21 protein-coding genes are annotated in these 23,174 nt (G+C 52.6%); 6 read left to right on the plus strand and 15 right to left on the minus strand.

Going from position 1 to position 23,174, the window contains the following annotated elements; genetic code table 11:
* Positions 1 to 10: 10 nt before the first annotated feature.
* Entirely contained in the window at positions 11 to 2,974 is a 2,964-nt protein-coding gene (locus J4377_RS13015) for a hypothetical protein (RefSeq protein ID WP_253485844.1), read from the plus strand.
* A 74-nt stretch (positions 2,975 to 3,048) separates the two neighbouring features.
* Here the strand turns inward: J4377_RS13015 and J4377_RS13020 are convergent, their stop codons facing one another.
* On the minus strand, positions 3,049 to 3,765 hold the full coding sequence (locus tag J4377_RS13020) for a trimeric intracellular cation channel family protein (protein WP_084183582.1): 717 nt from the start codon (positions 3,763 to 3,765) through the stop codon (positions 3,049 to 3,051).
* Positions 3,766 to 3,944: 179 nt separating this feature from the next.
* On the opposite strand from J4377_RS13020, the gene J4377_RS13025 reads away from it, so the two are divergent.
* From J4377_RS13025 to J4377_RS13035, 3 genes are all read left to right on the plus strand, one after another.
* Positions 3,945 to 4,439: an NfeD family protein gene (locus J4377_RS13025; RefSeq protein WP_193060215.1), complete on the plus strand. Its 495-nt coding sequence runs from the start codon at positions 3,945 to 3,947 to the stop codon at positions 4,437 to 4,439.
* Positions 4,440 to 4,453: 14 nt separating this feature from the next.
* The gene (locus tag J4377_RS13030; RefSeq protein ID WP_120387345.1) at positions 4,454 to 5,503 is read left to right on the plus strand and encodes an SPFH domain-containing protein; all 1,050 of its coding nucleotides are present in this window, start codon (positions 4,454 to 4,456) and stop codon (positions 5,501 to 5,503) included.
* Between the two features lie 296 nt (positions 5,504 to 5,799).
* The gene (locus tag J4377_RS13035; RefSeq protein ID WP_253485845.1) at positions 5,800 to 7,599 is read left to right on the plus strand and encodes a GGDEF domain-containing protein; all 1,800 of its coding nucleotides are present in this window, start codon (positions 5,800 to 5,802) and stop codon (positions 7,597 to 7,599) included.
* 19 nt (positions 7,600 to 7,618) lie between these two features.
* Here the strand turns inward: J4377_RS13035 and J4377_RS13040 are convergent, their stop codons facing one another.
* The 5 genes from J4377_RS13040 to J4377_RS13060 all read right to left on the minus strand — a co-directional run bounded on the left by J4377_RS13040 (position 7,619) and on the right by J4377_RS13060 (position 11,482).
* Positions 7,619 to 8,971 (minus strand): DUF2252 domain-containing protein, encoded by a 1,353-nt coding sequence (locus J4377_RS13040; RefSeq protein ID WP_231657549.1) that lies wholly within the window; start codon positions 8,969 to 8,971, stop codon positions 7,619 to 7,621.
* Between the two features lie 81 nt (positions 8,972 to 9,052).
* On the minus strand, positions 9,053 to 9,433 hold the full coding sequence (locus J4377_RS13045; protein WP_253485846.1) for a DUF1294 domain-containing protein: 381 nt from the start codon (positions 9,431 to 9,433) through the stop codon (positions 9,053 to 9,055).
* A 111-nt stretch (positions 9,434 to 9,544) separates the two neighbouring features.
* The gene (gene bluB / locus J4377_RS13050) at positions 9,545 to 10,249 is read right to left on the minus strand and encodes a 5,6-dimethylbenzimidazole synthase (protein WP_038477298.1); all 705 of its coding nucleotides are present in this window, start codon (positions 10,247 to 10,249) and stop codon (positions 9,545 to 9,547) included.
* 149 nt (positions 10,250 to 10,398) lie between these two features.
* Positions 10,399 to 10,926 (minus strand): class I SAM-dependent methyltransferase, encoded by a 528-nt coding sequence (locus tag J4377_RS13055; protein ID WP_253485847.1) that lies wholly within the window; start codon positions 10,924 to 10,926, stop codon positions 10,399 to 10,401.
* Between the two features lie 70 nt (positions 10,927 to 10,996).
* On the minus strand, positions 10,997 to 11,482 hold the full coding sequence (locus tag J4377_RS13060) for a MarR family winged helix-turn-helix transcriptional regulator (RefSeq protein ID WP_253485848.1): 486 nt from the start codon (positions 11,480 to 11,482) through the stop codon (positions 10,997 to 10,999).
* A gap of 100 nt (positions 11,483 to 11,582) precedes the next feature.
* Between J4377_RS13060 and J4377_RS13065 the strand changes: the two genes are divergently transcribed.
* Together J4377_RS13065 and J4377_RS13070 are read left to right on the plus strand one after the other, a co-directional pair.
* On the plus strand, positions 11,583 to 12,518 hold the full coding sequence (locus tag J4377_RS13065; protein ID WP_253485850.1) for a DMT family transporter: 936 nt from the start codon (positions 11,583 to 11,585) through the stop codon (positions 12,516 to 12,518).
* A 43-nt stretch (positions 12,519 to 12,561) separates the two neighbouring features.
* On the plus strand, positions 12,562 to 13,200 hold the full coding sequence (locus J4377_RS13070; protein ID WP_253485851.1) for an NAD(P)-dependent oxidoreductase: 639 nt from the start codon (positions 12,562 to 12,564) through the stop codon (positions 13,198 to 13,200).
* Positions 13,201 to 13,256: 56 nt separating this feature from the next.
* Here the strand turns inward: J4377_RS13070 and J4377_RS13075 are convergent, their stop codons facing one another.
* The 9 genes from J4377_RS13075 to fabV all read right to left on the minus strand — a co-directional run bounded on the left by J4377_RS13075 (position 13,257) and on the right by fabV (position 23,059).
* Complete coding sequence (locus tag J4377_RS13075; RefSeq protein ID WP_231657554.1) at positions 13,257 to 13,751, minus strand: DUF523 domain-containing protein; 495 nt, start codon at positions 13,749 to 13,751, stop codon at positions 13,257 to 13,259.
* A 205-nt stretch (positions 13,752 to 13,956) separates the two neighbouring features.
* On the minus strand, positions 13,957 to 15,339 hold the full coding sequence (astB, locus tag J4377_RS13080; protein ID WP_253485852.1) for an N-succinylarginine dihydrolase: 1,383 nt from the start codon (positions 15,337 to 15,339) through the stop codon (positions 13,957 to 13,959).
* A complete protein-coding gene (gene astD, locus J4377_RS13085) occupies positions 15,336 to 16,811 on the minus strand; it encodes a succinylglutamate-semialdehyde dehydrogenase (RefSeq protein ID WP_120386522.1) in 1,476 nt (491 codons plus the stop codon). The genes astB and astD overlap by 4 nt, the downstream gene beginning before the upstream one ends.
* Positions 16,812 to 16,969: 158 nt before the next feature.
* Positions 16,970 to 18,001, minus strand: coding sequence for an arginine N-succinyltransferase (astA, locus tag J4377_RS13090; protein ID WP_038477330.1), 1,032 nt, complete (start codon positions 17,999 to 18,001; stop codon positions 16,970 to 16,972).
* A complete protein-coding gene (locus J4377_RS13095) occupies positions 18,001 to 19,065 on the minus strand; it encodes an arginine N-succinyltransferase (protein ID WP_038477333.1) in 1,065 nt (354 codons plus the stop codon). Before J4377_RS13095 ends, astA begins: the two co-directional genes overlap by 1 nt.
* Positions 19,066 to 19,100: 35 nt before the next feature.
* Positions 19,101 to 20,315, minus strand: a complete 1,215-nt coding sequence (locus J4377_RS13100; RefSeq protein WP_095603918.1) for an aspartate aminotransferase family protein — start codon at positions 20,313 to 20,315, stop codon at positions 19,101 to 19,103.
* A 100-nt stretch (positions 20,316 to 20,415) separates the two neighbouring features.
* On the minus strand, positions 20,416 to 21,390 hold the full coding sequence (locus J4377_RS13105) for a GlxA family transcriptional regulator (protein WP_174412707.1): 975 nt from the start codon (positions 21,388 to 21,390) through the stop codon (positions 20,416 to 20,418).
* Between the two features lie 178 nt (positions 21,391 to 21,568).
* Complete coding sequence (locus J4377_RS13110; RefSeq protein ID WP_038477338.1) at positions 21,569 to 21,784, minus strand: hypothetical protein; 216 nt, start codon at positions 21,782 to 21,784, stop codon at positions 21,569 to 21,571.
* Positions 21,785 to 21,853: 69 nt separating this feature from the next.
* Positions 21,854 to 23,059: an enoyl-ACP reductase FabV gene (gene fabV / locus J4377_RS13115; RefSeq protein WP_038477340.1), complete on the minus strand. Its 1,206-nt coding sequence runs from the start codon at positions 23,057 to 23,059 to the stop codon at positions 21,854 to 21,856.
* Between the last annotated feature and the right edge of the window lie 115 nt (positions 23,060 to 23,174).

Raw genomic sequence — 23,174 nt, forward strand, 5'->3', positions numbered from 1 at the left:
GGAAGCCCGTATGCCGAACAAGTACCTTAGGTCAAAACGTCTACCCCGCATCCTACTACTCACGCTATTAAGCGCTTTGATAGCTGCATTGGTATGGGTATTTGGCAGCTCTTGGCTGCTGAATAGCCAATGGCTACCCAAACGGCTGTCTCAAATTGAGGGGGTCGAAGTACGCTGGACGAATGCAAACAGCCTTCACCCAGGGCGCTGGGAAGTAGAGAACCTCTACTTAGCACGGGAAGACGACAGCTTGCCGATATCCGTTGAAGCCCAACGTGCAACGCTTTCGCTGTCGTTACTAGCACTTCTGCGCGGCGAACTACACATACAGACACTCGATGCCAACGGGCTTCGCCGCTTGACAGTAGGCGATATTGCTCTCGAGGCACAAGGCCAGCTGCAGGTGGCGGATACCCAGCTAAGTCGCGCTGCGTTAGCCGTTCCAAGTGTGTCGTTGGATATCAGCCAAGGTCACCTAATACGCCTTAGCGACCAAGCCTCGTTAGTACAAAATATCCAGTTGCGCGCAGATGCCTCTCTGGACAGTGTTACTACCGCGCAAATTCCCCGCGCAGAGCTCACCGCTGAACTGCTCAGCGCCCTCTCCGCACAACTGACCCTCGCGGCGCAGGCAGATGCTTGGGATGTATTTATGCCCTATTTAGAAGCGCTGCCCTGGCTGACACTTGATGGTCACGGCAACTTAGCGGGTGAACTTAATCTAAGCGATGGCAAGCTACAGCATGGCAGCGAGCTAACCTTAAATGCCCCCGAATTACGCTTAGCAGTGAACGAACAGCGCCTGCAACCCCGCGAAACAGACGACCTGCGCTGGTTGGTTGCAGAAACACCGCTTCCGCTCCACACCGCCGTTGGTGAAGGCGCCGTGCGCTTGGCGGTAGAAGACAACATGCTCAACTTTTCAACGCAACTCATCAATGTCGTCTTGGCGGATACCCACCCTTATGCCACTAATACGCAACTTCACCTAGCGACCAGTATGCCCAATCAACGCTTAGACCAGTTAGATCTGCCCACTGGCGCCTTGTTGGAACTACAAGGCGACGTCACTCGCCTGGACATGCTTGATCGCTATCTGGCACACACTTTTGATGGCCAAGGGGTTCGGCTTGAAGGTAACGGCCAAATTGAAGCCAGCGTGACGCTACGTGACGCCAAGCCTCATGACGCCTTCTTAGCGATTCAAGCACCAACACTTGCGGCTAATTTAGTTGATTTCACGGCTCAAGGAAGTGGCTCGTTGGCCGCACAACTGTCCAGCGAAGAGACGATAGACGCGACACTCACCTTCACTGACGCCACCCTTAGCCACCATCAGCGAACGTTGATGGCGGACGCGGCCATTACGTTGAATGCGCTTAGCCCACTGAACCCCGCGCTAGCGCGAGAAAACGCCACTGCCCGCCTAACCTGGCAGTCCGCGCGCTTACCTGACATTAGCGTGTTACAAACTTATCTTAAAGCCGCCCTGCCCGACCCGGCTCCATTACAATTGCTTAGCGGCCAAGCGACTAGCCGTGGACAGCTCGACTTCACCGCCGATCAAATGCGCGGTGAGATCTTTTTAACAGGAGAGCAACTAGCAACCCGCTGGCAACACACTGAACAGAACGGCGTACTGGAAAGCGACGCACAGCTTAGGTTAGCCATTCGCCGAGCGGCTCTTGATGGCACAAGGCTTGATATCAGCGGATCACGTCTGCGCTGGCAAGTGGCGGATACGCAGTCTACCAATGAGCGTTTAGAGAGTATTTTAGTGCTCAATGACGGCCGTTTTCAGCGCATCGACAGTAACGGTGATGAAGATAAACCGCTCAGTGGTGAGTTTTCACTCGAAGGTAGCATTCAGCAGCTGGGATTCTTAAATACCTTTTTACCCGACGCCCATGGCTTGGCAATTGCGGGTAACGGCCAACTGTTCGCTCAAGGGGCTTTTCGTAATGACCATTTACTTGCCCCCACCCGCCTACGAGTGAATGCCAATCAGCTTGAGGTGGCATTTTTAGATTACGTCGCCACTGGGCGTGGCGAATTGACTGCCCAGCTCGACACGTCTGAGCAGGCCCAGCTTTCACTAGGCATTCCACACTTTGCGCTTATGCGCCAGGACGATGACCGCCCCCATTTGGAAGGCCGCCACTTTGCCCTCACAACCGAAACTGAACGTTTCAGTGACGTGCTGGATTCGCCAGAGCCAGATTTCTTCACTACTCGCATCGCACTGCCTATTACGGAGGTGCCCGACTTCACTCGCTATAACCGTTACCTACCTGAAAATGCTGGGGTTACCTTATTGGGCGGCCAAGCTAGCCTAACCAGCGAATGGCTGCTGGATGGGCTTACCGCCCAGGGCGACATGACACTGCGTGCGTTTGGTGCCGAGCTAGCGCTACTTGATCAACAGCTTAAGGGCGATGTTGAATTACATCTGCAACTCACCGAAGGTGATTTAGAAACACGGCGCTTCAATGCCAATGACTCATTTCTGCGCCTGGAAAACGTCTTTCGGCAAAGCTCGGAAGGTGCACAAGATGCTGGCTGGTGGGTACAACTCACGATGGAAGAAGCACAGCTTGAGTGGGACGACCCTATTCGTCTAACCAGCCAACTGCGTCTTGGCATGCGCGACACCGGGCTACTGGCCCGGCTCTTTCTCGCCCGCGCCAGACAAAGTGATTGGCTGGGGCGGTTATTAAACGTGCATGACATTAACGGTAGCGCGCAGCTTCAGATCAACGGCGAACGCATACGCCTACATGATCTCACGCTTAGCGGCGGCCCCCTTTTACTGCTTTCCGATGTCACCTTAGCTGAAAAAAGCGCCAATGGTGCGCTCTATGCACACCTTGGCGCTCTAGGGATAGGTGTAGAGCTGATCGACAGCGAACCCACGTTAAAGGTACTGCAACCAAGACGCTGGTTTGATCGCTGGCGAGAAGCAAATGCGTTTTGAAAGACAAAGAAAAAGAAGGAAGCAGAGGCAAACACGCCTTCCTTTCGCGGCATCACCAAAGGAAGGCCACCCGGCTAACGTTTTTTACGCTCTCGCCGGATCATCCGTACCCGCTCTTTAGCTTTCTGAGGGGTTGATAGCGGTGCCGAAGCCTCATCTTGCGTTTTCGGTGGTAGCGTAACCCAGGCAAATACCGGTAGCGCCAGATGCCAGTGAATCGCCGCTAGGCGCAACCCAAGTGTCACCGTTAATGCAGCTGCAATCGCAAAGGTTAGCGGCGCCTCTAACGCATCGAACACCACATACACCATGCCACCCGCCAAGGCTGCCGTTGCGTAGATCTCTTCACGGAGCACCATGGGCACCCGCTGGGCTAGCACATCACGAATCATACCACCCGCTACTCCTGTCATCATGCCCATTAACACCGCCACAACGCCTGATGTGCCCAGTAGCAGTGCTTTATGGGTGCCTATGACAGTAAATAGCGCCAGCCCAAACGCATCCGCAACGGGCAAAAAGCCCCGAGAGAGGCGATGAATATAGTGAAATCCCACCAAAGACACGCCCACTGTGGCTAATATCACCCACAAATAGGTCGGATCCGTCACCCAGAATACTGGGCGAACGCCAAGTACCAAATCCCTGAGTGTGCCGCCGCCAATGCCGGTCACCGCCGCCAGCACCAGCATACCGAAAGGATCCATTCGCGAACGACAGGCTAAAATCACACCTGACAAGGCAAATACGATGACACCCGCCATATCCAACCAGTAAATCACACCCGACACGCGACTCTCCTTGGAGACATGCTTAATGAGGCGAGCAGGATAGCACTCCTGTGAATACTCGGGTCATAGCAAAGAAGATGAGATCACTAATCAGTGGCTGTCATGCAGTACGCAGGCCAATATACGCTGAGTAGGTTAGGCTAGTGGACAGCTTCATCCATAAACAGCAAGGAGCACACATGGACTGGAACCCTGCTTATACTTGGCTGGTGATTGCTCTGCTGCTAAGTCTCGCAGAATTGACGTCTGGCGCAATGTTACTGCTTGCGCTGGGAATTGCTGCGGCGCTGACCGCTGCGGTAACTGCACTAGGGTTATCGCTGCCGTGGCAGTTACTTAGTATGGGGATTTTCGCGGGTGTCTTAGTGCCTTTAGGCGTTATGGTTATTCGTCCGCGCTTTTCGCCAAAAGGTGTGGCCTACGGCACGACCGGCACGGGCGTTGAAAAAGGTAATCATTACAAAACACTGGTTCGCGACTTTGACAACGCCACTGGCATTAAAGTGAACGGTGATTTCTACCGTTTGCGTGTCATTGAGAGCGGTGATACCAACTTGCCGCCAGGAACTCGAGTCATCTTTAAGCGCTTTGAAGGTACGACGGCCTTAGTGACGCTGACACCTCCAGATAACGCTAGCCCCCAGGATGCAATTTCCCCACGCAAGGAGCCATAAGCATGAATAACCTCATGGATTTATCAATTAGCCCAGGCCTGCTTATCAGCCTGATTATTGTCGTTATTGGCGTGCTCATCATCTCGAAAGGATTGGTCATTGTTCGCCAGTCAGAAGTGATGGTGATTGAGCGATTAGGTTCGTTTCATCGCGTACTTGAAAGCGGCATCAACATCATTATTCCGTTTATTGAGCAGCCACGCGCGATCACAATGCTGCGCTATCGCAAAATGGGCGAAGACTACACAGCCATTACCAGCGATGAAATCCGCATTGACCGCCGTGAAACGGTCATGGACTTCCCGGGCCAGCCAGTCGTCACCACGGATAACGTCACCGTGAGGATCAACGGCGCGCTTTACTATCAAATTATCGACCCTAAACGAGCTGTCTATGAAGTAGAGAATATGAGCCAAGCAGTCGAGGTTTTGGCTAAAACCACGCTTCGCTCAGTGGTCGGTAAGATGGAGCTAGATAAACTGTTTGAGTCTCGTGCCGAAGTTAACAATGAAATCCAGGCAGCGATGGAAGAGCCCGCTTCCAAATGGGGTGTCAAAATCTCCCGGGTAGAGGTGCAGGATATCGCCATGCCAGAAGAGGTAGAGTCTGCGATGCGCCTGCAGATGGCTGCTGAACGTAAACGCCGCGCCACAGTGACAGAAGCAGAAGGTGAAAAGTCTGCAGCCATTGCAATGGCTCAAGGACAGCGTGAGTCGGCCATTCTTAACGCCCAGGGGGATAAAGAGTCGGCGATTTTACGCGCTCAAGGTGAGCAGGAATCCATCAAACTCGTGCTTAGTGCCATCGGCGATAGCGAAGAGAACAAGCGCACCGTAGTTGGCTATCTACTTGGCCAAAGCTATATCAAAGGGCTGCCCAACATGGCGAAAGATGGTGAGCGGGTATTCGTGCCTTACGAGTCCTCTGCTCTACTGGGCTCAATGGGTATGTTCCGCGAAATGGCAGGATCACCTGAAGATACTGTCACCAACCATCTCAAAAATCGCAACAGCAGCGAGAGCGGCTTCCGCAGCGGCATCGTAGGCGGCGCCGCATCCACTTAAAAAGTATGCTTTTAATAATACTGCGCTAGTTACTATTTCTACCAATTACTTCTATCAGCTATTTCTATCAGCGACGCAAAACCTGCCCAGGCTGGGCCAGCAGAGGCCCAGCTCACTTCGCCACTCCCTAGAAACATTTATTAACGTTGACGAAACAACCATCGCCTTAGGCATATTTTTAGTTAAACTGGGAAGAATCTTTGCTGTTTGCCTCATGTGCGCCTCAATCAACTCGTAAGCTTTGATTGAAGTACTTACAAGAAGAAGGATCATAATCAGAGGATTAGACGTTCATCATGCTGCCTCGTTGGCTTGCCATACGTCATTACACTCAGCTGCTCCTAATACTGACCACGCTTGTGATGCTTCCAAGCGGGCTTTTCGCTGCTTCCCCGCCACAACCACTGCAAAGTTGGGAATATCGCTGGGGCGATTCTCCGCAGGATTCAAATAACCGCCTTCTATGGCTGCACAGCAACGCAAGCGAGTGGCAGGCGATTGATTCTCCACTTAACCCGCCTGGCCGCGAGGGGCACGAACATCTCTGGTTACGCACGACGCTACCCGCCGGAGACTGGAACGATCCAGTTCTCTTCATCACTAGCATGAATCTTATCGGACAGGTTTATCTAGGTGACAAACTTATTTACCAATACGGCGAGTTTGACGCCCAGGGTAAGGGGAGCTTTGCAGGTTGGCCCTGGCATATGATCGACTTACCCGACGATGCTGCCGGGCAATTGCTCACTTTTCGCTTCTACTCTTACTACACCAGCATTGGTCTATGGGGCCAAATACAAGTGATGGAACGTAGTGATGTACTAAATCAGGTTATTCACGACTCCGCTCAGGATCTTGGCGTGAGTGCGCTGGTGTTGGTGCTGGCAATTCTGGCAACTATTTTCGCGTTGATAGGGCCACAACGCCAAGGCTTTGGTGCCATTGCGCTGTTTGCCTATGCTTCAGGGTTGATGTTGCTTGCTGAAACTCCTGCTCGCCAGCTAATTTCAGATGACGCTCTGGGTTGGGACATGTTGCGAGCGGGCAGCTACTATACACTGCCAGTGGCATTGGGCTTATTACTCAGCAACTGGCTGGAAGGCACGGCCAAACGCTGGATCACACGGCTATGGGTTACCCATCTGCTATACCTCGTTTTCGCTATGGGTTTAGTTTTGTTGGGCGTGATCAGTCTTTCGCTTACTTTTCCCATCTTTGACGTCATGCTAGCCATCTCGCTCCCTGTCATGTTGGTGCTAGCACTCATGCGCTTTCAATGGCTGAATGTGGAGCAGCGACTACTAGTAGTGAGTTTTACTTTCTTCGCCCCACTGCTGTTAGCCGACATGGCCGTCGCCCATGGTTTTGTAGCCTGGCGCAGCGTTCCTTTAAGCTATGGAACATTAGCTTTCACTGTCGCCAACGCTGCTATTTTTCTGTGGCACTATCGCCATACTCAACAACAACTTGCCCTTGCAAATGAAACTCTTGAGCAACAAGTAGCGTCCCGTACCGCTGATCTTGACCGACTCGTTCAGGAGTTAGATAGCCTATCCCGCAAAGATCCATTGACGGGTCTGCATAATCGTCGCCACTTCGACTCAGCATTTGAGCACCAGTGCCAGCGAGTACGACAGCCTACCAGCCAACTCTCTGTACTGATGCTGGATGTGGACTATTTCAAACAGATCAACGACGATTTTGGTCATGATGCAGGAGACGCCGTTCTGGTGGATATTGCACAGTTGCTGCGACAACATCTACGTGATCTCGACGTCATCTGTCGTTTTGGTGGGGAGGAATTTGTTGCCTTGCTGCCTGCCACATCGCGAACTGTTGCCGAATCCAGAGCAAAAGCACTGCTAATATCCATCTCGAAAGCGGCATTTGCTCATCAGGGTATACCGCTTCGGCAGATCACGCTTTCCTGCGGTATCGCCACTTACCCTGATCACACCCAAGACCCCAAGACATTGCTACGACTTGCCGACGAGGCACTTTATCAAGCAAAACACAGCGGGCGAAACCGCTGTGTTGTTTGGGAAGACTCTCTTGAAGATAAAGGCTTTTTATTCAGTAAACAGCAAACACTATGAACGTTAACGGCGTGGATTGTTAAGCAGAATCTGTCTTCAAAAAGTGCTCCACAAACACCTTATAGTCTTGAGATACACAGTCGGCATAGGCAATTGCCAGGGTCGTCACTACCTCAATAAACTGCGCTTCGCGACCTTCTAAACGTTGGCATACCGCGTTAGCAAATGGTGCTGACTGACCACGGTGAAGCGCCTGAGCACCGCGCACATGTTCACGTGCGAGAATTTCACCCCATTGGCGCGCTAATTTACGGTAAGACTTTCCCCCTGAAAGCTTATGAGTAGGCACATCTTTTTTAAACGGAGAGCGCTCCCGCACCGAAAAAACTTTTCCATTCATGGTCAGCCAACCCAAGTAGGCATCGGGGTGTTCGGCAATGGCATGAAATGCCGCTGCATGGCGAATGCCTTCATTAGGAAATAACTTTCGCCACGCCTGTTGCTGGGCTTTATTCATTAAGCCATAAGCTTCCGGTGCTACTTGTTCTTTAACATCTAATATAACGTCGTCGTGTTCATGATCCGCGCCACCCTCAATCAAAACATAATAACGCTCTACGCCTAACGACCCCGTTCCCGCATCAAGGCGGCGAACGGTGTCTTTGACACGAAAATGTTTTGGGTCACTCTCTTTGATCGGGTGCTGTAACGTCTGTTGATATTCTTGCTCAATCAAACGACGCAGCTGGCTGGCGACATCTGCTGGTAAGTTCGCAAGCTTCCCAGAACGTTCAGCGAACATGCGCCCTTTCTGACTATCGAGGGTTGTCCATTTTTCCAGCATACGCGCCCGACTCTGCTTATCTGCGACGTTGCCCATGAAGGCCTTCAATGGTCCCTTGGCGCTATCCAGAGTCACCGCTTCAATGGGTTGCTCGTTTGTCAGCTTATCTTTTTCATAAGCTTCTTGGTTATAAACAGCTAGCGTATGGATATACCCCTCTAACAGCTTTTTCAGCGCTTTATTCGTCGCTTTAGAACTTAACGCGGCGTTTTCACGGCTATCCAGTACCACGCTGATCGCCAACCGCCATACATCGTATTGATAGTCACCTATCAACGCGTCATCGAAGTCATCCATACCGTAGCGCACTTGGTCATCGTGATGACCATAAGCGCCGAAGTTATAAACGTGCGCATCGCCCTGAAGCCACGTTTGGGTATTAGGCCATCCACCGAATAGCGCAAAGCGCCAGTCGTGCCAAACGTCTTGCCAATACAAGTGATTAGTTCCACGAAAGAATCGGTAGGGAGACACGGCCATTTTGGCGTACTTTGCTTGGCGGTGCGCTGCATTGAGCGGCGCATTCACCTGCTGAATTGCCTCAATCACTTGTTGTGGGCGGTTATGCCCGGTTAATGCATGGCTCATCGCGGTGCCTTTATCGGTGCGTAAAAAGCAGTCTGCTATTAGCGTAGGCGATAAACGTTAACAGAATAAGTCATTAGCAGATTATGCCCATGTCCAGCTAACTAGCACCGCCAGATTGACCAAAACAGTCATCCAGAATATACGCCTGAAGGCGCGCTTTTGTGTTTTGTGGCGAAGCCATTGCTGTGCAACCATTGCCCCAGGCCAGCCGCCCAATAGTGACAACACATGCAAGGTATTTTCGGAAATCCGCTGCGCGTTTTTTTGTGCGGCGGATTTATCTACCACATAAGTAAGACATGTCACCACGCTGACCGCTAGGTAGATGAACAGCAACCACATAGGTAGCTTTCCGCTGACGACCACGGCGGCCAGTAGCGCAAAAAATGTCAGCGTTATGACCAGTGACCGCCCCACTGTGCCTTTCACGTGCCGAGGTGCGCTAGCCTTTCGATTCAACATGAGTGTTTTGCTCCTTTCCTTGAGCCTCGATTATTCTGTTGATGAGCCCCCATCACAACGACAGCAAATCAACGCAGACACTCACGAACGCCCCACCGCTCAAAAGCTCGGCTATTCGTGTTCTTGCAAAGCAGCTAAAAGCGGGCTTTCTGCCAACGAACCGCCCCAGCCATCGCTGTGCACCAACTCATTTAATGAAAGCCGGGAGCGCCACCCTTTTGCCTCCAGCTCGGGCTGATCTAAAAACGTGCTGACGTAGCCAAGGCAAAGATAAGCCAACGGATAAACATGTTCAGGCAACTTCAACGCCGTGCCTAGCTGATCTTGGTCAAGAATACTTACCCAGCCAACACCAATGCCCTCTGCCCGCGCTGCCAGCCAGAGGTTTTGCACGGCTAAACACGTACTAAATAGGTCGGTATCCACAATGCTATTGCGCCCTAGCACATGGGGGCCTCCCCGGCTGCGGTCACAAGTAATGCAGAGGTTAATCGGACTTTCTAATATGCCTTGGAGCTTCAATCCTTTGTAGCGCTCCTTGCGTTCTCCCTCAAACCGCTCAGCGGCTTTTTGGTTTTCTCGCTCGAACATCGCCACTATCGCCGCTCTAACCTCGCGGCTTTCGATCACAATGAAATCCCAGGGCTGCATAAAGCCTACCGAGGGAGCATGGTGGGCTGCCTTTAAAAGCTTGGCCAGAATTTCCGGGGCAATCGGGTCGGGCAAGAACTGTGAACGCACATCGCGCCGTTCATAAATGGCGCGGTATAACCCGCGCTTCTCAGCATCTGAAAAGTGGTGACTCGGGGTACTCATTGGGTGTAAGGCCTTTGATAATACAAATATAGGTGCAGCCTACCCCAGAACTTCGCTGCGTTCATGAATAGAGCAATACAGAGTTAGATTCCAAGCAGCGGTGAGTCGTATGATCTGGAATACACGCTCTATCAACTGCCATATACCTGCTAACGCCCCAGCCCGCCAACATCACCGGCCAGGGCGAACGCATCCTTAAAAAGCGCTTGGATGTCAGAATAGGTGTGTATCGATAAATCTCCTCGCCCCATTTTTGCCCAGCTGTCATCAGGCCCCATGAAATGGCCACAAAATACACCGCCCTTCAGTAGTGAACGCGTAAGGTTTTGCCAAGCGCTGGCAAATAGCCCAGGGTCACAAAAAAACAGGCTTGAGCATGCATTAATGAGCGCAGTTCTGGGATACACAAACTGTTCAAAGCAGGACACGTTAGGAAATAGAGTTTGATGAATATAACGCCCTCCATCCTCCTCCAGACGCGCTATCGCTGCATCGCTTTTATCATAGGCATGCACTGTATAGCCGTGTTCTACCATGAATAGTGCATCGCGCCCTGCTCCGCAGCCTGCATCAACGGCGACCATAGGCAAGGTAGTGTCCACAACACCAAGCGCCCGCTTTAATGGCGGATAAACCGCAACGCTGAGTGACTTTTCGAGATATATCTGCTCGCTCATTCCAACACCTCAACGCTTTAACAAATGGGCGCAGCATATATCGATGTGTAAGCGGTTATGGCACACATCACTACTGATCCAATCCCGCTAGGAACTGCTTCAGCAGAGCATCTAATTGCGCCAGTTGTTCTTCACTCAGGCCACTCACCAGTTGCGCCTGCGCTTCCACATGAGCGGTAACCGCCTCATCAATCAATTCAAATCCACGCTGTGAAAGAGAGATCAAAAAACCGCGCCCATCCTCTGGGTTTTTGACCCGCTCAATCAAACCAGCCTTTTCCAACAGGTTGATACGGTGAGTCATGGTGCCAGAGGTCACCATCGTGGAAGCCATTAACCCCCCTGGCGATAACGCAAAAGGGGGGCCTTCTCGACGCAGGGTCGCCAAAACGTCAAAACTTGCACCGTTCAGCCCGTACTTTGTCCAGGTCTTTTCCAGTTCACGGGTTAAGCAGTAGCTCAGTCGCTTAATCCGCCCAAGGGTGGCCATCGGTGCAACATTAAGGTCAGGTCTTTCCTGTCGCCACTGATTAAGAATTCTATCCACATGATCCATAGAAATACTGCGCTCCTAATTATCATTCAGCCCACTTATCTTGACGTCAAGAGAACCTGTATATATCTTGATATCAAGATATTAATTGAGAGCATATCTAATGGCATTATCAAACACAATTGCAACACACCCACCAAAGAGGGTCTGGCTTGCACCACTGATTTACCTACTGTCAGGCGGCGCCCTACTCGGCCTGTCAACAAACCTGGCTAAATTTGCCGGGGAAATGCAGCTATCTGCACTCGCATTTCTGTTTTGGTCAATCACTGGGGCAGCGTTAATTCTGTTGGCCGTCTCAGCACTGCGTGGTCATTTACCGCCTATTAGCTTGCGTTCGGTTGAGTACTACTCCGTATCTGCACTGCTTGGCGTGGCTGGCTCTAACTTGATCTTTTTCTCCGCTATCCCACATGTGGGTGCTGGGTTCGTTGCCTTGATCATTACGCTACCGCCGCTGCTCACCTACATTGGTGCGCTGTTATTGAAAATAGAAAAATTTCAATTTATTCGAGCGGCTGGTGTTATGTCTGCGCTGTTGGGTGCCATCACCTTAGCAGCCAATAAGCTATCGTCACCTGATGCCAATCACCTCTGGATTCTGACTGCCCTGGCTGGCCCAGTACTCTTAGCCACCGGCAACATCTACCGGACTCTGCGCTGGCCTGCAGGTGTGTCGAGCGGTGCTCTGGCCCCCGGCATGCTGATTGCCGCCGTTGTAATCCTGCTAGGAATAGGCTTCTTACCAGGCTTTTCGTTGCGTGTTCCAACTCAACACCACTTGCCCATCATGCTGATTGCACTCCAAGCGCTAGTATTCGCTGGCCAGTTCTTTCTACTGTTCCTGCTACAGAAAAGCGGTGGCCCCGTATTCCTGAGCTTATTGGGTTCCGTCGGCGCTGTCGTGGGGGTGCCTGTTGCTATCTTCCTGCAGGGAGAAGCCGCCCCGGAGGGCTTACTCCTAGGCATTGTCTTAATTGGCACAGGTATTTTCCTGCTCAATATTGGCAAAGCCAAACAGCTTTCTCGTACTAACTGAATATCTACTCAATCAAGACCCACTAAACCAAGGAATAACTATCATGAAAATCGCTATACTCGGTGCCGCAGGCGACGTCGGAACACGCATGTTGAGTGAGGCGTTAGCGCGGGGACATCACGTCACAGGCGTAGTAAGAGCTGAAAGTCAGCGTCATAAGCTGCCTGCTGAGGCAAACTGCTGTGTTGCCGATATATCAGACCCGCGCCAGCTAGCGCAGGTGGTCGAAGGCCAGGATTTATTGATCAGCGCTGTTCGCCCACCAGAGGGGCAGGAAGCGCTGCTGGTGACACTCACGGATGTGGTTCTCAACAGCGCCCTCGCCGAACAACGTGTGCTATTAGTGGGCGGAGCCGCTCGATTGCTAATTCCCGGACGCAACGGAGAAACGGTGTTAACCGCCCCCGACTTTTTACCGGCAACGGCACTAGAAATTGCCAAGGCTTGCCAAGCACAGTATCAACGGTGCCTTGCCGAAACTCGCACAGCATGGACCTACTTCTCTCCTGCCGCCATGCTCGTCCCTGGAAAACGGACAGGCACCTTTCGTCTTGGCTCGGACACTCTTGTCATGGATAAGAACGGGGAATCGCGTATTTCAATGGAGGATTTTGCAGTGGCGATGCTTGATGAAGCAGAAACGCCAACACATATTCAACAGGCATTTACCGTAGGATATTAAGCCGATAAGACGCGGTACACCGAGTGCTAGGGAGCCTCTGGTTAGCTCTCGACGCTTTAATCATCATGTTTAGCGAGAAGCGCTTGATTGGCTTCCGCTATTTCATACTGATTAAACACCCGTATACCATGCTGGCGGAGCAGTGCGGCGGTTACTCCCATGCCTGGCACTTTTTTACCGGAAAAACTGCCATCATAGATAGCGGAACTTCCGCATGATGGGCTAGATTCAGCGAGTACCGCGACGTTTATATTAAATTTAAGGCATAAATCTAGAGCAACGGAAGCCCCCGCCAAAAACTCGGCAGTGACATTGGCTCCCTCTTTTTCAATCACATCGGCTTCGCCATTTATTACGCTTTGACCACTGCCTTCAAAAATCTCTGCAGGCTGTCTGGGAATACTCATCCCCGCCTCAACCTCAGGGCAGACAGAAACGATTCGCCTTTCAGAATGCCACTGCTCAATAATCTGGTCAGCCACGGGAAGAGCTCCACCATCATAGCGAACCTTTTTCCCTAAGAGGCAGGCACTCATTAATACTTTTTTCAAAATATCGATCTCTAGTTTTGGTGGTTAGTCGTTAGAGCACTTAGCGAATACTACCACTCCCCTCCTAACCACTCTCCCTGAGCCGAGAACATTGCAGGTGCGCCATAGGCTTACCACGCAATAAAAAACCTGCAAGACCAATAAGTTGTAGTAATATACGATTAACGCCAAGGCTGTGCCTTGGCGTTTTTGCTGGGTGTACTTCTTACCCCAACTGAAACGGGTAAACTGATCCCACTTTTAGCAATTGCGTCAGCTCATCTAACGCCGTGAGCACTTCTGTAGCGAGCTTAGGGTCGGCTAGATCATCTGCCGCAAGGCGATCACGGTAGTGACGGTTGACCCAAGCAGTCAGATCACCGTACAGCGCATCATTCATTAATACGCGGCCGGTCAACGCTGCCCGTTCGGCTTCGGATAGGGCAACCCGCAGGCGCAAGCAAGCGGGGCCACCGCCGTTGCGCATGCTCTGTTTAACATCTTTAACGACCACATCACTAATCGGATTATTGCCCGCCAGAATAAAGTCCTGGATCGTGCGCCAAACCGCGTCACGCTCTTGGCATTCGCTGGGCACGACCAGCGTCATGGTGCCATCCGGATTGGAAAGGAGCTGGGAGTTAAACAGGTACGACGCTACCGCATCTTCCATACTCACCGCATCTAGCGACACCCGCACAGGAATCAGTGGTGTGGACATTTTGCTACGCAGCTCATCTAAGGTGCGCGCTTCATCCAAAAAGGCCATTTCGTGATAGAGCAATACGGGGCCATTACCCACGGCAATGACATCGTTGTGGAAGACACCCGCATCGATAGCATCCGGATGCTGCTGAGCAAACACCGTTTGTGCATTCGTTAGCCCGTGCTGGCGGGCCACTGCTTGACTGGCTTCCAGGGTTTGCCGAGCAGGGAAGCGTTTTGGCTCACGTTCGCCGCTACGCACGTCACCAAATGCTTGACGACCATACACAAAAAGGTGAACGCCTGGTTCGCCATGTTCCCCGCATAGCCGGGTGTGATTGGCCGCGCCTTCATCAGAAAAAGCAGGCGTTGCTGGCAGTACCGGGTGATGAGCAAAGTGCTGCTCATCATGGAAAATAGCCTGCAGCACACGGCCGGTGGTTTGCGGCTCGAGGTAGCGATGAAAACTGGACTGCAGGTTAGCCGGCGTAAAATGCACTCGGCGGTCAGGCGCATCAACACTCGGGGTAACGGTGCCTGCGTTGGCCGTCCACATACTGGAAGCTGAGCAGACCGCCCTCAGCAGTTGGGGTGCCTCTTTGGCGGCACGGTTCAGCACGTCGCTATTGCTACCGCTGAAGCCTAAATCCCGTAATGCGCCCACATCAGGGCGCTGTTGAGGGGGTAATACGCCCTGAGCGTAGCCAGCATCCATCAGTGACTTCATTTTCAGAAGCCCTTGCAGTGCGCCCTCTTTAGGGTTGGACACCAGGCCACCATGACTCATCGACGCCACGTTGCCATGAGCCAGCCCTGAGTAGTTGTGGGTGGGCCCGACCAAGCCGTCAAAATTGACTTCTCTGACACTGTTACTAACCACATTGTTATTAACCACGTCGCTCATAGGTTGACTCCTGGCGGCAGCGTTTCCGGCATTTCCAAGCTATCGGCCTCCATTGACGCCACTGGGTAAGCGCAGTAGTCCGCCGCATAGTAAGCGCTGGGGCGGTGGTTACCGCTGTCACCTACGCCACCAAAGGGAGCGTCGCCAGAAGCCCCAGTGGTTTGGCGGTTCCAGTTCACGATGCCCGCACGAATGCGCAGCAGGAAGTCGTCCCAGTCAGCTTTATCACCACCGATGAGTCCTGCAGACAAGCCGTAGCGTGTATCGTTGGCAAGGGCTAACGCTTCATCCCAATCGCTGTAACGATGGATTTTCAGCAGTGGGCCGAAATGTTCTTCATCGGGCACGTCCAACCCTGTGACATCAATCAGCGCCGGGCTTAACAGGCTGGTGTTCTCTTTAAGGCGCTGCATCCGGTTAATCACCGTACCGCCCAGGGCTTCCAACTCGTCTTGCGCCTTAAGCAAGCCATCGGCAGCCGCCACGCTGACCAAGCCGCCATAGAACGGCGCCGCCGGTGCTTCTTCAAATTGCCCTGCCACGTGTAGCTTGGCGATAGCGTCGGAAAGCGCGTCGATCAGGCGATCGCCAACGCCCCCTTGCGGCACCATCAAACGGCGGGCGCAGGTGCAGCGCTGACCACCGGATAAAAACGCCGACTGCAGAATAGTCAGTACAGCAGCACGCTCGTCATCGACATCTTTCACCACCAGCGGGTTGTTGCCGCCCAATTCCAGCGCCAGGATTTTATCCAACTGCCCGGCGAACTGCTGCTGCAACATGCCACCCACTTTAGCGCTGCCAGTAAACAGCAGGCCGTCAATGCCGGGGTGCGCTGCCAAGGCTTGGCCTACAGCGACACCACCCTGCACTAAGTTAATCACCCCTGCAGGCAGCCCCGCTTCCACCCAGCACTGCAGGGTTAAATCGGCGGTCAGCGGGGTTTGGTCGCTAGGCTTAAACACCACGGTATTACCGGCGAGCAACGCGGGTACCATATGGCCATTGGGCAGGTGGCCAGGGAAATTGTAGGGGCCAAAGACCACCATGACACCGTGGGGGCGATGGCGCAGTACGGCTTTCGCACTCCCCACTTCTTTTTCCCGCTCACCAGTGCGCTCATGATAAGCCTTGATAGACAACGCCACCTTTCCGACCATCGCGCCAGCTTCAGTGCGTGCTTCCCAAAGCGGCTTGCCGGTCTCAGAGGCAATCGCTACCGCTAACTCTTCACGACGGGCGGTAAGTACATCAACAAAACGCTCAACAAGTGCTTGGCGCTCAGCAAACGTAGTGCGCGCCCATTCAGGAAAAGCCACACGCGCGGCATCAATAGCGGCGCCAACCTGTGCGTTTGAGGCCGAAGCACCTTGCCAAAGCAGTGTTCCTGAAACCGGGTCGTGCTTTGTGAAGGTATCGGCATCGCCCGTTACCCAGGCGCCGTTAATCAGTTGCTGCTGTTGGGCGTGCATGTTTATCTCCTTCCCGTATGCGTGCTTGTTGTGCGAGCTTGTTATGTATATTTATTCTGAAAGACTGTTTAAAACCGTTCTTGAAAAGCTGTTCTCGAAAAGCTGTTCTTGAAAGGCTATTTTTGAAAAACGGTTCTTGAAAAACGGTTCTTGAAAAACTAGGTTTCCAATAAGCGTACGTGGTCACCCGTCGTCACACCCAGGCGGTCCGCTTCTTGCGGGTTAAGCACGATGGTGTTTTCCTCGCTGGGTCCTCGGCCTATCCAACTGGCGGTGAAGTTAAGCATCTCAGTAGAGGCTGCCAGCCAGCGGCTGACGCTTTCGTCGGGAGCGTTTTGAGAAACTTCCACTTGGCAGAGCTGCGAATTGCGAATCGCTCGCACGTCGTCAATATAGGCTTCCACCGTGGGGCCACCATCGAAAATATCGATATAGCCTTCCCAGCGCAGTCCCTCTTTCTTAAGCATTTCAAGGGCTGGCCGAGTATGGCGGTGCACTTGGCCAATACAGGCACGTGCCTCTTCAGACATAAAGGTGGTGTAGATCGGGAACTTAGGCATCAGCTCACCGATAAAGCTTTTCTGGCCTAGCCCGGTTAACCGATCAGCCTCACTAAAGTCCATGGGAAAAAAGTGTTTACCCAGGCTTTCCCAAAAGGGGCTGGTGTTATTCTCATCAAACACACCGCGCATTTCCGCCAGCACTTTTTGCGGAAAACGGTCACGAAACTGAGCAATAAACAGCCAGCGAGCTTTGGAAAGCAGCGCGCCATTACGTAGGTGCTTATTTGCTTCGCCGCGATATTCAGGGCGTAAGAACAGCGAGCATACTTCCGCATCGCCGGTATGATCAGAGCTTAAAAATAGCGTGTCGATTGTACGGTGTAAGTCTAACTGCACCGAGGAGTGCGCCAATGTACCTAACCGGTAATTATAAAACGGCACTTCACGACCTACCTGGCCTTCAATAGCACAGCAGCCCGCTAATTCTCCGCTCTGTTCATCTTCCAGTACAAAGAAATAGAGTCGATCATCGGCTGGCGTGCGCTCTTCAAAGGCACGGGCAGCGGCTTCAATTTTTCCAGCCAAAAACTCACGGTTATCCGGCAGTGAGGTAAAGCCAACGCCTGCCTGTTGCGCAAGCGCCTGGAGCCCATCCAAATCGTCTCGGGCAATGGGTCGAATGCGCATTACATTTCTCCTTCATCAAGCGCATCTACCGCGCCTGGCAGGCTTAACGGCGCTACCAGCACCGCGCGCCCCTCTTCAACAGCCAACCGTTTAGCGTGCTGTGGTGAAAGCATTAATTGCCCAGTAGGCGAAAGCGCATAACGCGCCACAATACAGCGGAAATCACCTAAGGTTTGGTTGGCAATCATCGCTGGCTCTGCATCGGGCAGTGCGTGTTCAGGGCGTACCCTGACAGGATGCCAGGCAGCACGACGGAAGGTTTCCAATCGCTCACGCTCGGCTTTTACAATCGGCCCTGCGTCGAAAATATCGACATGGCGAGAGCGCACAAAGCCTTCTGCCAGCATTTCTGCTAGTGCATCTTCATGGGCGGGATGCTCTCGGCCAATGGCAGCGCGTGCCTGAGGCGTTAGCAGCGGTAGATAAAGCGGAAATTGCGGCATCACTTCAGCAATAAAGCTTTTCGAGCGAACGCCTGCAATGTGATTCATTTCTTGGAAGCTGCGCGCAAAAAAGTGGCGACCGACGCTTTCCCAAAAAGGCGATTCGTTTTTACCATCCAGATAGCCCGGAAAGGCGACCGCCAGAATGCGTGAAAAACGCTCGGGGTATTGAGCAATGAACATTAGTCGCGCACGGCGTAACAGGCTTTCAGCACTGGTGCCTTTGTAGCGCGGATTAAGCGATAGCGCGCAGAGCAGTGTGGCATCAGAGGCTTCATGAGAAAGCGCCAAAGTTTGCACTTCCCGGCGCACATTCAGCTGTTGAGAAGCATGAATCAGCGTTTCCTGCCGGTAAGTGTAATAGGCTTCTGCTGCACCGGCTTGGGCACGGATAGTTGCTGTGCCTAGCACTTCCTCGCGGTCATCATCCGCCAGTACGAACATGTAGTGCTCGTTACCAGGGAACTCTATTTCACTATTAAAGGCTTCCTGGGAGCGCACGATGCGCTCCTCAAGCCGATCACGGTTGGCGGGCAGGTTGGTGAGCCGCGGCACCGCGTGCTCAGCCAACTGCTCCAGGGCTGGAAGATCAGCCATTGTTACCGGTCGAATTACCAGCATCCTTAACGCCCCCTCTTGTGTGGCTTCTTGCCTACTCATGCGCTGGCAACTAGCCGCTCAATAGCACGCTCTAAACGCGCCATACCCTCAGCAATATCTTCTTCCGGAATGACTAAAGATGGCGCCATACGCAGTACGTTGGGACCTGCAATCAGGGCCATCACGCCCTCTTCAATAGCCAGCGGCAGAATGTCTTTAGCGCGGCCTTCGAAGGCATCCGACATTTGTGCGCCCATCAGCATTCCCATACCGCGAATTTCTTTAAATACACCATATTTGCGGTTGATGGTTTCTAAATGCTCGCGAAACAGGTCGTGACGATGCTTAACGCCGTTAAGTACTTCAGGAGTATCAATGAATTCCACAGCCGCCAGAGCAACCGCAGATGCCAACGCATTGCCACCATAGGTAGAGCCATGAGTGCCAATTGCCAGAGATTTCGCAATCGCATCCGTGGTTAAGGTGGCACCAATCGGGAAGCCGCCGCCCAATGACTTGGCACTGGTGAGAATATCCGGAGTGATACCGAAATTTTTGTAGGCGTAAAGTTCACCGCTGCGGCCAACGCCCGTTTGTACTTCGTCAAAAATCAGTAGCGCGTTGTGTTCGTCACACAGATCACGCAGGCCCTGAAGGAACTCTTGGGTAGCGGGAACAATGCCGCCTTCGCCCTGCATCGGCTCAACCATAATGGCACAGGTATCGTCGCCCACTAGCTTGCGTACGCTTTCCAGGTCATTGAAGTTGGCATGCAGAATGCCGCCTGGCACTGGGCCAAAGCCTTGAGAATACTTGGGTTGACCACCCACACTCACGGTGAAGAAAGTGCGGCCATGGAAAGACTGATAAAACGAGATAATTTTATCTTTCTGCTCGCCATGGTGGTCTACCGCCCAACGGCGAGCTAGCTTCAGCGCCGCTTCGTTAGCTTCGCCACCGGATGAGCACAAGAACACTTTATCGGCAAAAGTACGCTCAGTGAGTGTTTTGGCAAGCGCCAGTGCTGGCTCGTTGGTAAATACGTTAGACAGGTGCCAAAGCTTTTCGCCCTGCTCTTTAAGCGCATTCACTAGCACCGGGTGACAGTGGCCAAGCGAGTTCACTGCAATACCACCAGCAAAGTCGATATATTCACGCCCCTGCTGATCCCACAAGCGGCTGCCTTTGCCACGCACTGGAATAATCTGTTGTGGCGAGTAGTTTGGCGCCATGTAGTTATCGAAATCCTGACGGCTTGGGGTGTAGCTCATGGGACGATACCTCCGGTGGAGTAAAGGATTGATTCAGTATACGGGGGGCAATAGACGCCGTGCTTTCAGTATTGGGACGGTAAATTATGAAAAGCCGCGCTTATCCAAGCCGTTCTTCCCGCGGTGTAATGCCAAAGTGATTACGATAGGCAGTAGAAAAGTGCGCACCAGAAGAGAATCCGGTCATCAGCGCGATATCACCTACCGGCCGATCACTCTCTCTTAATTGCTTACGCGCATCTTGTAGGCGCAAGTCCAAGTAATAGCGGCTAGGCACTGCCTGCAGATACTTTTTGAACAGTCGCTCTAGCTGGCGTCGAGAAATACCCAAATGCTCGGCCAGCTCTAGCGTAGAAAGCGGCTCTTCAATATTAGCTTCCATCAACGTGACGGCATCTACCAGGCTTTGTGGCGCATGGCCAAGGCGATTACGCAGTGGTACATGCTGGCGTTCATCGGCTAAGCGAATGCGATCACAAACGAACTGCTCTGAAACCTGCTCGGCAAGGCGCTGGCCGTGATGCTTGCCAATCAGCGTTAGCATCATATCCATTGCCGCAGTGCCACCGGCACAAGTTATCCGATCGCGGTCAATTTCAAACAGTTGCTGAGAAAGCGTGACCTGAGGATAAGCCTGTGCAAACGCATCGAAGCGCTGCCAGGGCAATGTGGCGCGGTAGCCTTCTAATAGCCCGCAACGGGCAAGCACTTCCGTGCCTCCCGCAAGGCCACCAATAGCCACACCTCTGCCCTGATGACTGCGCAGCCACTCATTTAGCTTGGCGGGCAGTGCATAGGGTAGTGGTGTAGGGGCACATACCAACAGCATATCAAGCGGACCAAGCGGCGCGCCTAAGACATGTTGAGCGAGTAAGGAAAGTTGTGCGCCACTGCGCACAGGCTCATCGGTTAAGCTTAACGTAACGGTGTGGTAAAGCATCTGCCCGCTTAGCTGATTGGCCATCTGCAGCGGCTCGATAGCGCTCGCATGGGCCAACAGCGAAAAACCAGGCAGCAACACAAAGGCCACCCGCCGACGTTCACTGGCGGATGACATCAACGTACTTGAGGACATAACAAGTTGCTTTGCTGCATAGAAATCGCCGCCAACTTAGATAAATTGCTAGAGAAAAAGCCATCTTACCCAATTGCGCAAGTGAAGGCAGCGCTATGGCTCTTAAAACTAAAATAGGAGGCATAAATACAAAATTGCCGGGCACTAGGCCCGGCAACAGAAGGAGTATGTGTCTTGGTTAACCGCCGCTATTGCCAAGCCCCAGGATGACAATGCCCGCAACGATAATGCCCATCACGATAATGACTAAAGGAAGCACCTTATGTAGCCCGTTAGGGGACTTTTTCGCTTCTGGCTGCCGTTGCGGCTGAGATGTTTCATAGTCCTCAGGCAGACGTTCATTCATTACGTGCTCTATCTCTTCTTCCCGGGTTTTGCTTTCCTTGGTATCCATACAACACCTCTCGCTTTCCGGTTAGATGATCAACAGCGCGGCGATTAACTCTCCTCGTCACGCTTAGCGCTATAGTGTAACGACATCAAAGTGAACATCAGGGTTCACATCTGCGTCGTAATCTACGTCATCACGCTCGAAGCCAAACAGCTTCAAAAATTCGTGCTTATATCCAGCATAGTCGGTAATTTCGAATAGGTTCTCTGTCGTGACGGCTGGCCATAGGTCCTGGCAGGCTTTTTGTACGTCGTCACGCAGCTCCCAGTCATCAAGACGTAGGCGGCCTTGGTCGTCAGTAGCCATATCGTCATGCTGACCAGAATAGAGACGCTCACCAAACAAACGGTTTAATTGGTCAATCGTACCTTCATGCAGGCCCTGCTCTTTCATGATGCGGTAGACCATGGCGATATACAGCGGCATGACTGGAATCGCGGCACTCGCCTGGGTAACGACCGACTTAAGTACGGCAACATTGGCACCACCGCCTGTCTCTTTCAGCTTGGCATCAATCGCAGCCGCGGCGCGATCAAGATCTTCTTTCGCTTTACCCAACGCACCGTGCCAGTAAATCGGCCAGGTAATTTCAGTACCGATATAGCTAAACGCTACGCTACGCGCGCCTTTCGCCAGCACACCCGCGTCGTCCAGGGCGCTCATCCATAGCTCCCAGTCCTCACCGCCCATTACTGTGATGGTATCGTCGATCTCTTGCTGAGTGGCAGGCTCGACTTCTGCCTCGATGATGGCGTCTTTATTCGTATCAATCGCGGTAGCGCGATACGTTTCACCAATCGGCTTCAGGCTCGAGCGCTTTACTTCCCCAGTATCTGGCAACTTGCGCACTGGTGAAGCTAGGGAGTACACCACCAGGTCAACTTCACCCATGTCCTGTTTGATCAACTCGATGGCTTTTTCACGCGCTTCGTTAGAGAACGCATCACCATTGATTGATTTACTGTACAGGCCTTCTTGCTTGGCAAACTTGTCAAATGCGGCACTGTTGTACCAACCAGCCGTACCGGTTTTTTTCTCACTACTAGGCTTTTCAAAGAAAACACCTAGGGTATCAGCGCCATAACCAAAGGCAGCCGTGATACGCGCTGCCAAGCCGTAGCCGCTAGAAGCACCAATCACCAACACCTTTTTTGGGCCTTGGCTTCTATCTAAACCACGCGCACGGGTCGCTTCGATCTGTTCCAGAACGTTTTGCTCGCAGCCTTTAGGGTGAGTGGTGGTGCAGATAAAGCCACGCACTTTTGGTTTAATGATCACATTGGACCCCTTTATCAGATTGATGTCGCTATCAGCATGGCAGTGCCATTACCGTGTGGGGGTATTCTAGCGGTCTAGACGCGCCCTGTCCGCTCTTGAGCTTCTTCGCCATTCA

The sequence above is a fragment of the Halomonas sp. XH26 genome (assembly GCF_024138895.1).
GTDB lineage: Bacteria > Pseudomonadota > Gammaproteobacteria > Pseudomonadales > Halomonadaceae > Vreelandella > Vreelandella alkaliphila.

Bases quoted from the DNA above. Each gene is read 5' to 3' on its own strand.
- J4377_RS13015 (WP_253485844.1), top strand. From the start codon at position 11: ATGCCGAACAAGTACCTTAGGTCAAAACGTCTACCCCGCATCCTACTA.
- J4377_RS13025 (WP_193060215.1), top strand. From the start codon at position 3,945: ATGGACTGGAACCCTGCTTATACTTGGCTGGTGATTGCTCTGCTGCTA.
- J4377_RS13030 (WP_120387345.1), top strand. From the start codon at position 4,454: ATGGATTTATCAATTAGCCCAGGCCTGCTTATCAGCCTGATTATTGTC.
- J4377_RS13035 (WP_253485845.1), top strand. From the start codon at position 5,800: ATGCTGCCTCGTTGGCTTGCCATACGTCATTACACTCAGCTGCTCCTA.
- J4377_RS13040 (WP_231657549.1), bottom strand. From the start codon at position 8,971: ATGAGCCATGCATTAACCGGGCATAACCGCCCACAACAAGTGATTGAG.
- J4377_RS13045 (WP_253485846.1), bottom strand. From the start codon at position 9,433: ATGTTGAATCGAAAGGCTAGCGCACCTCGGCACGTGAAAGGCACAGTG.
- bluB (WP_038477298.1), bottom strand. From the start codon at position 10,249: ATGAGTACCCCGAGTCACCACTTTTCAGATGCTGAGAAGCGCGGGTTA.
- J4377_RS13055 (WP_253485847.1), bottom strand. From the start codon at position 10,926: ATGAGCGAGCAGATATATCTCGAAAAGTCACTCAGCGTTGCGGTTTAT.
- J4377_RS13060 (WP_253485848.1), bottom strand. From the start codon at position 11,482: ATGGATCATGTGGATAGAATTCTTAATCAGTGGCGACAGGAAAGACCT.
- J4377_RS13065 (WP_253485850.1), top strand. From the start codon at position 11,583: ATGGCATTATCAAACACAATTGCAACACACCCACCAAAGAGGGTCTGG.
- J4377_RS13070 (WP_253485851.1), top strand. From the start codon at position 12,562: ATGAAAATCGCTATACTCGGTGCCGCAGGCGACGTCGGAACACGCATG.
- astB (WP_253485852.1), bottom strand. From the start codon at position 15,339: ATGAGCGACGTGGTTAATAACAATGTGGTTAGTAACAGTGTCAGAGAA.
- astD (WP_120386522.1), bottom strand. From the start codon at position 16,811: ATGCACGCCCAACAGCAGCAACTGATTAACGGCGCCTGGGTAACGGGC.
- astA (WP_038477330.1), bottom strand. From the start codon at position 18,001: ATGCGCATTCGACCCATTGCCCGAGACGATTTGGATGGGCTCCAGGCG.
- J4377_RS13095 (WP_038477333.1), bottom strand. From the start codon at position 19,065: ATGCTGGTAATTCGACCGGTAACAATGGCTGATCTTCCAGCCCTGGAG.
- J4377_RS13100 (WP_095603918.1), bottom strand. From the start codon at position 20,315: ATGAGCTACACCCCAAGCCGTCAGGATTTCGATAACTACATGGCGCCA.
- J4377_RS13105 (WP_174412707.1), bottom strand. From the start codon at position 21,390: ATGTCCTCAAGTACGTTGATGTCATCCGCCAGTGAACGTCGGCGGGTG.
- J4377_RS13110 (WP_038477338.1), bottom strand. From the start codon at position 21,784: ATGGATACCAAGGAAAGCAAAACCCGGGAAGAAGAGATAGAGCACGTA.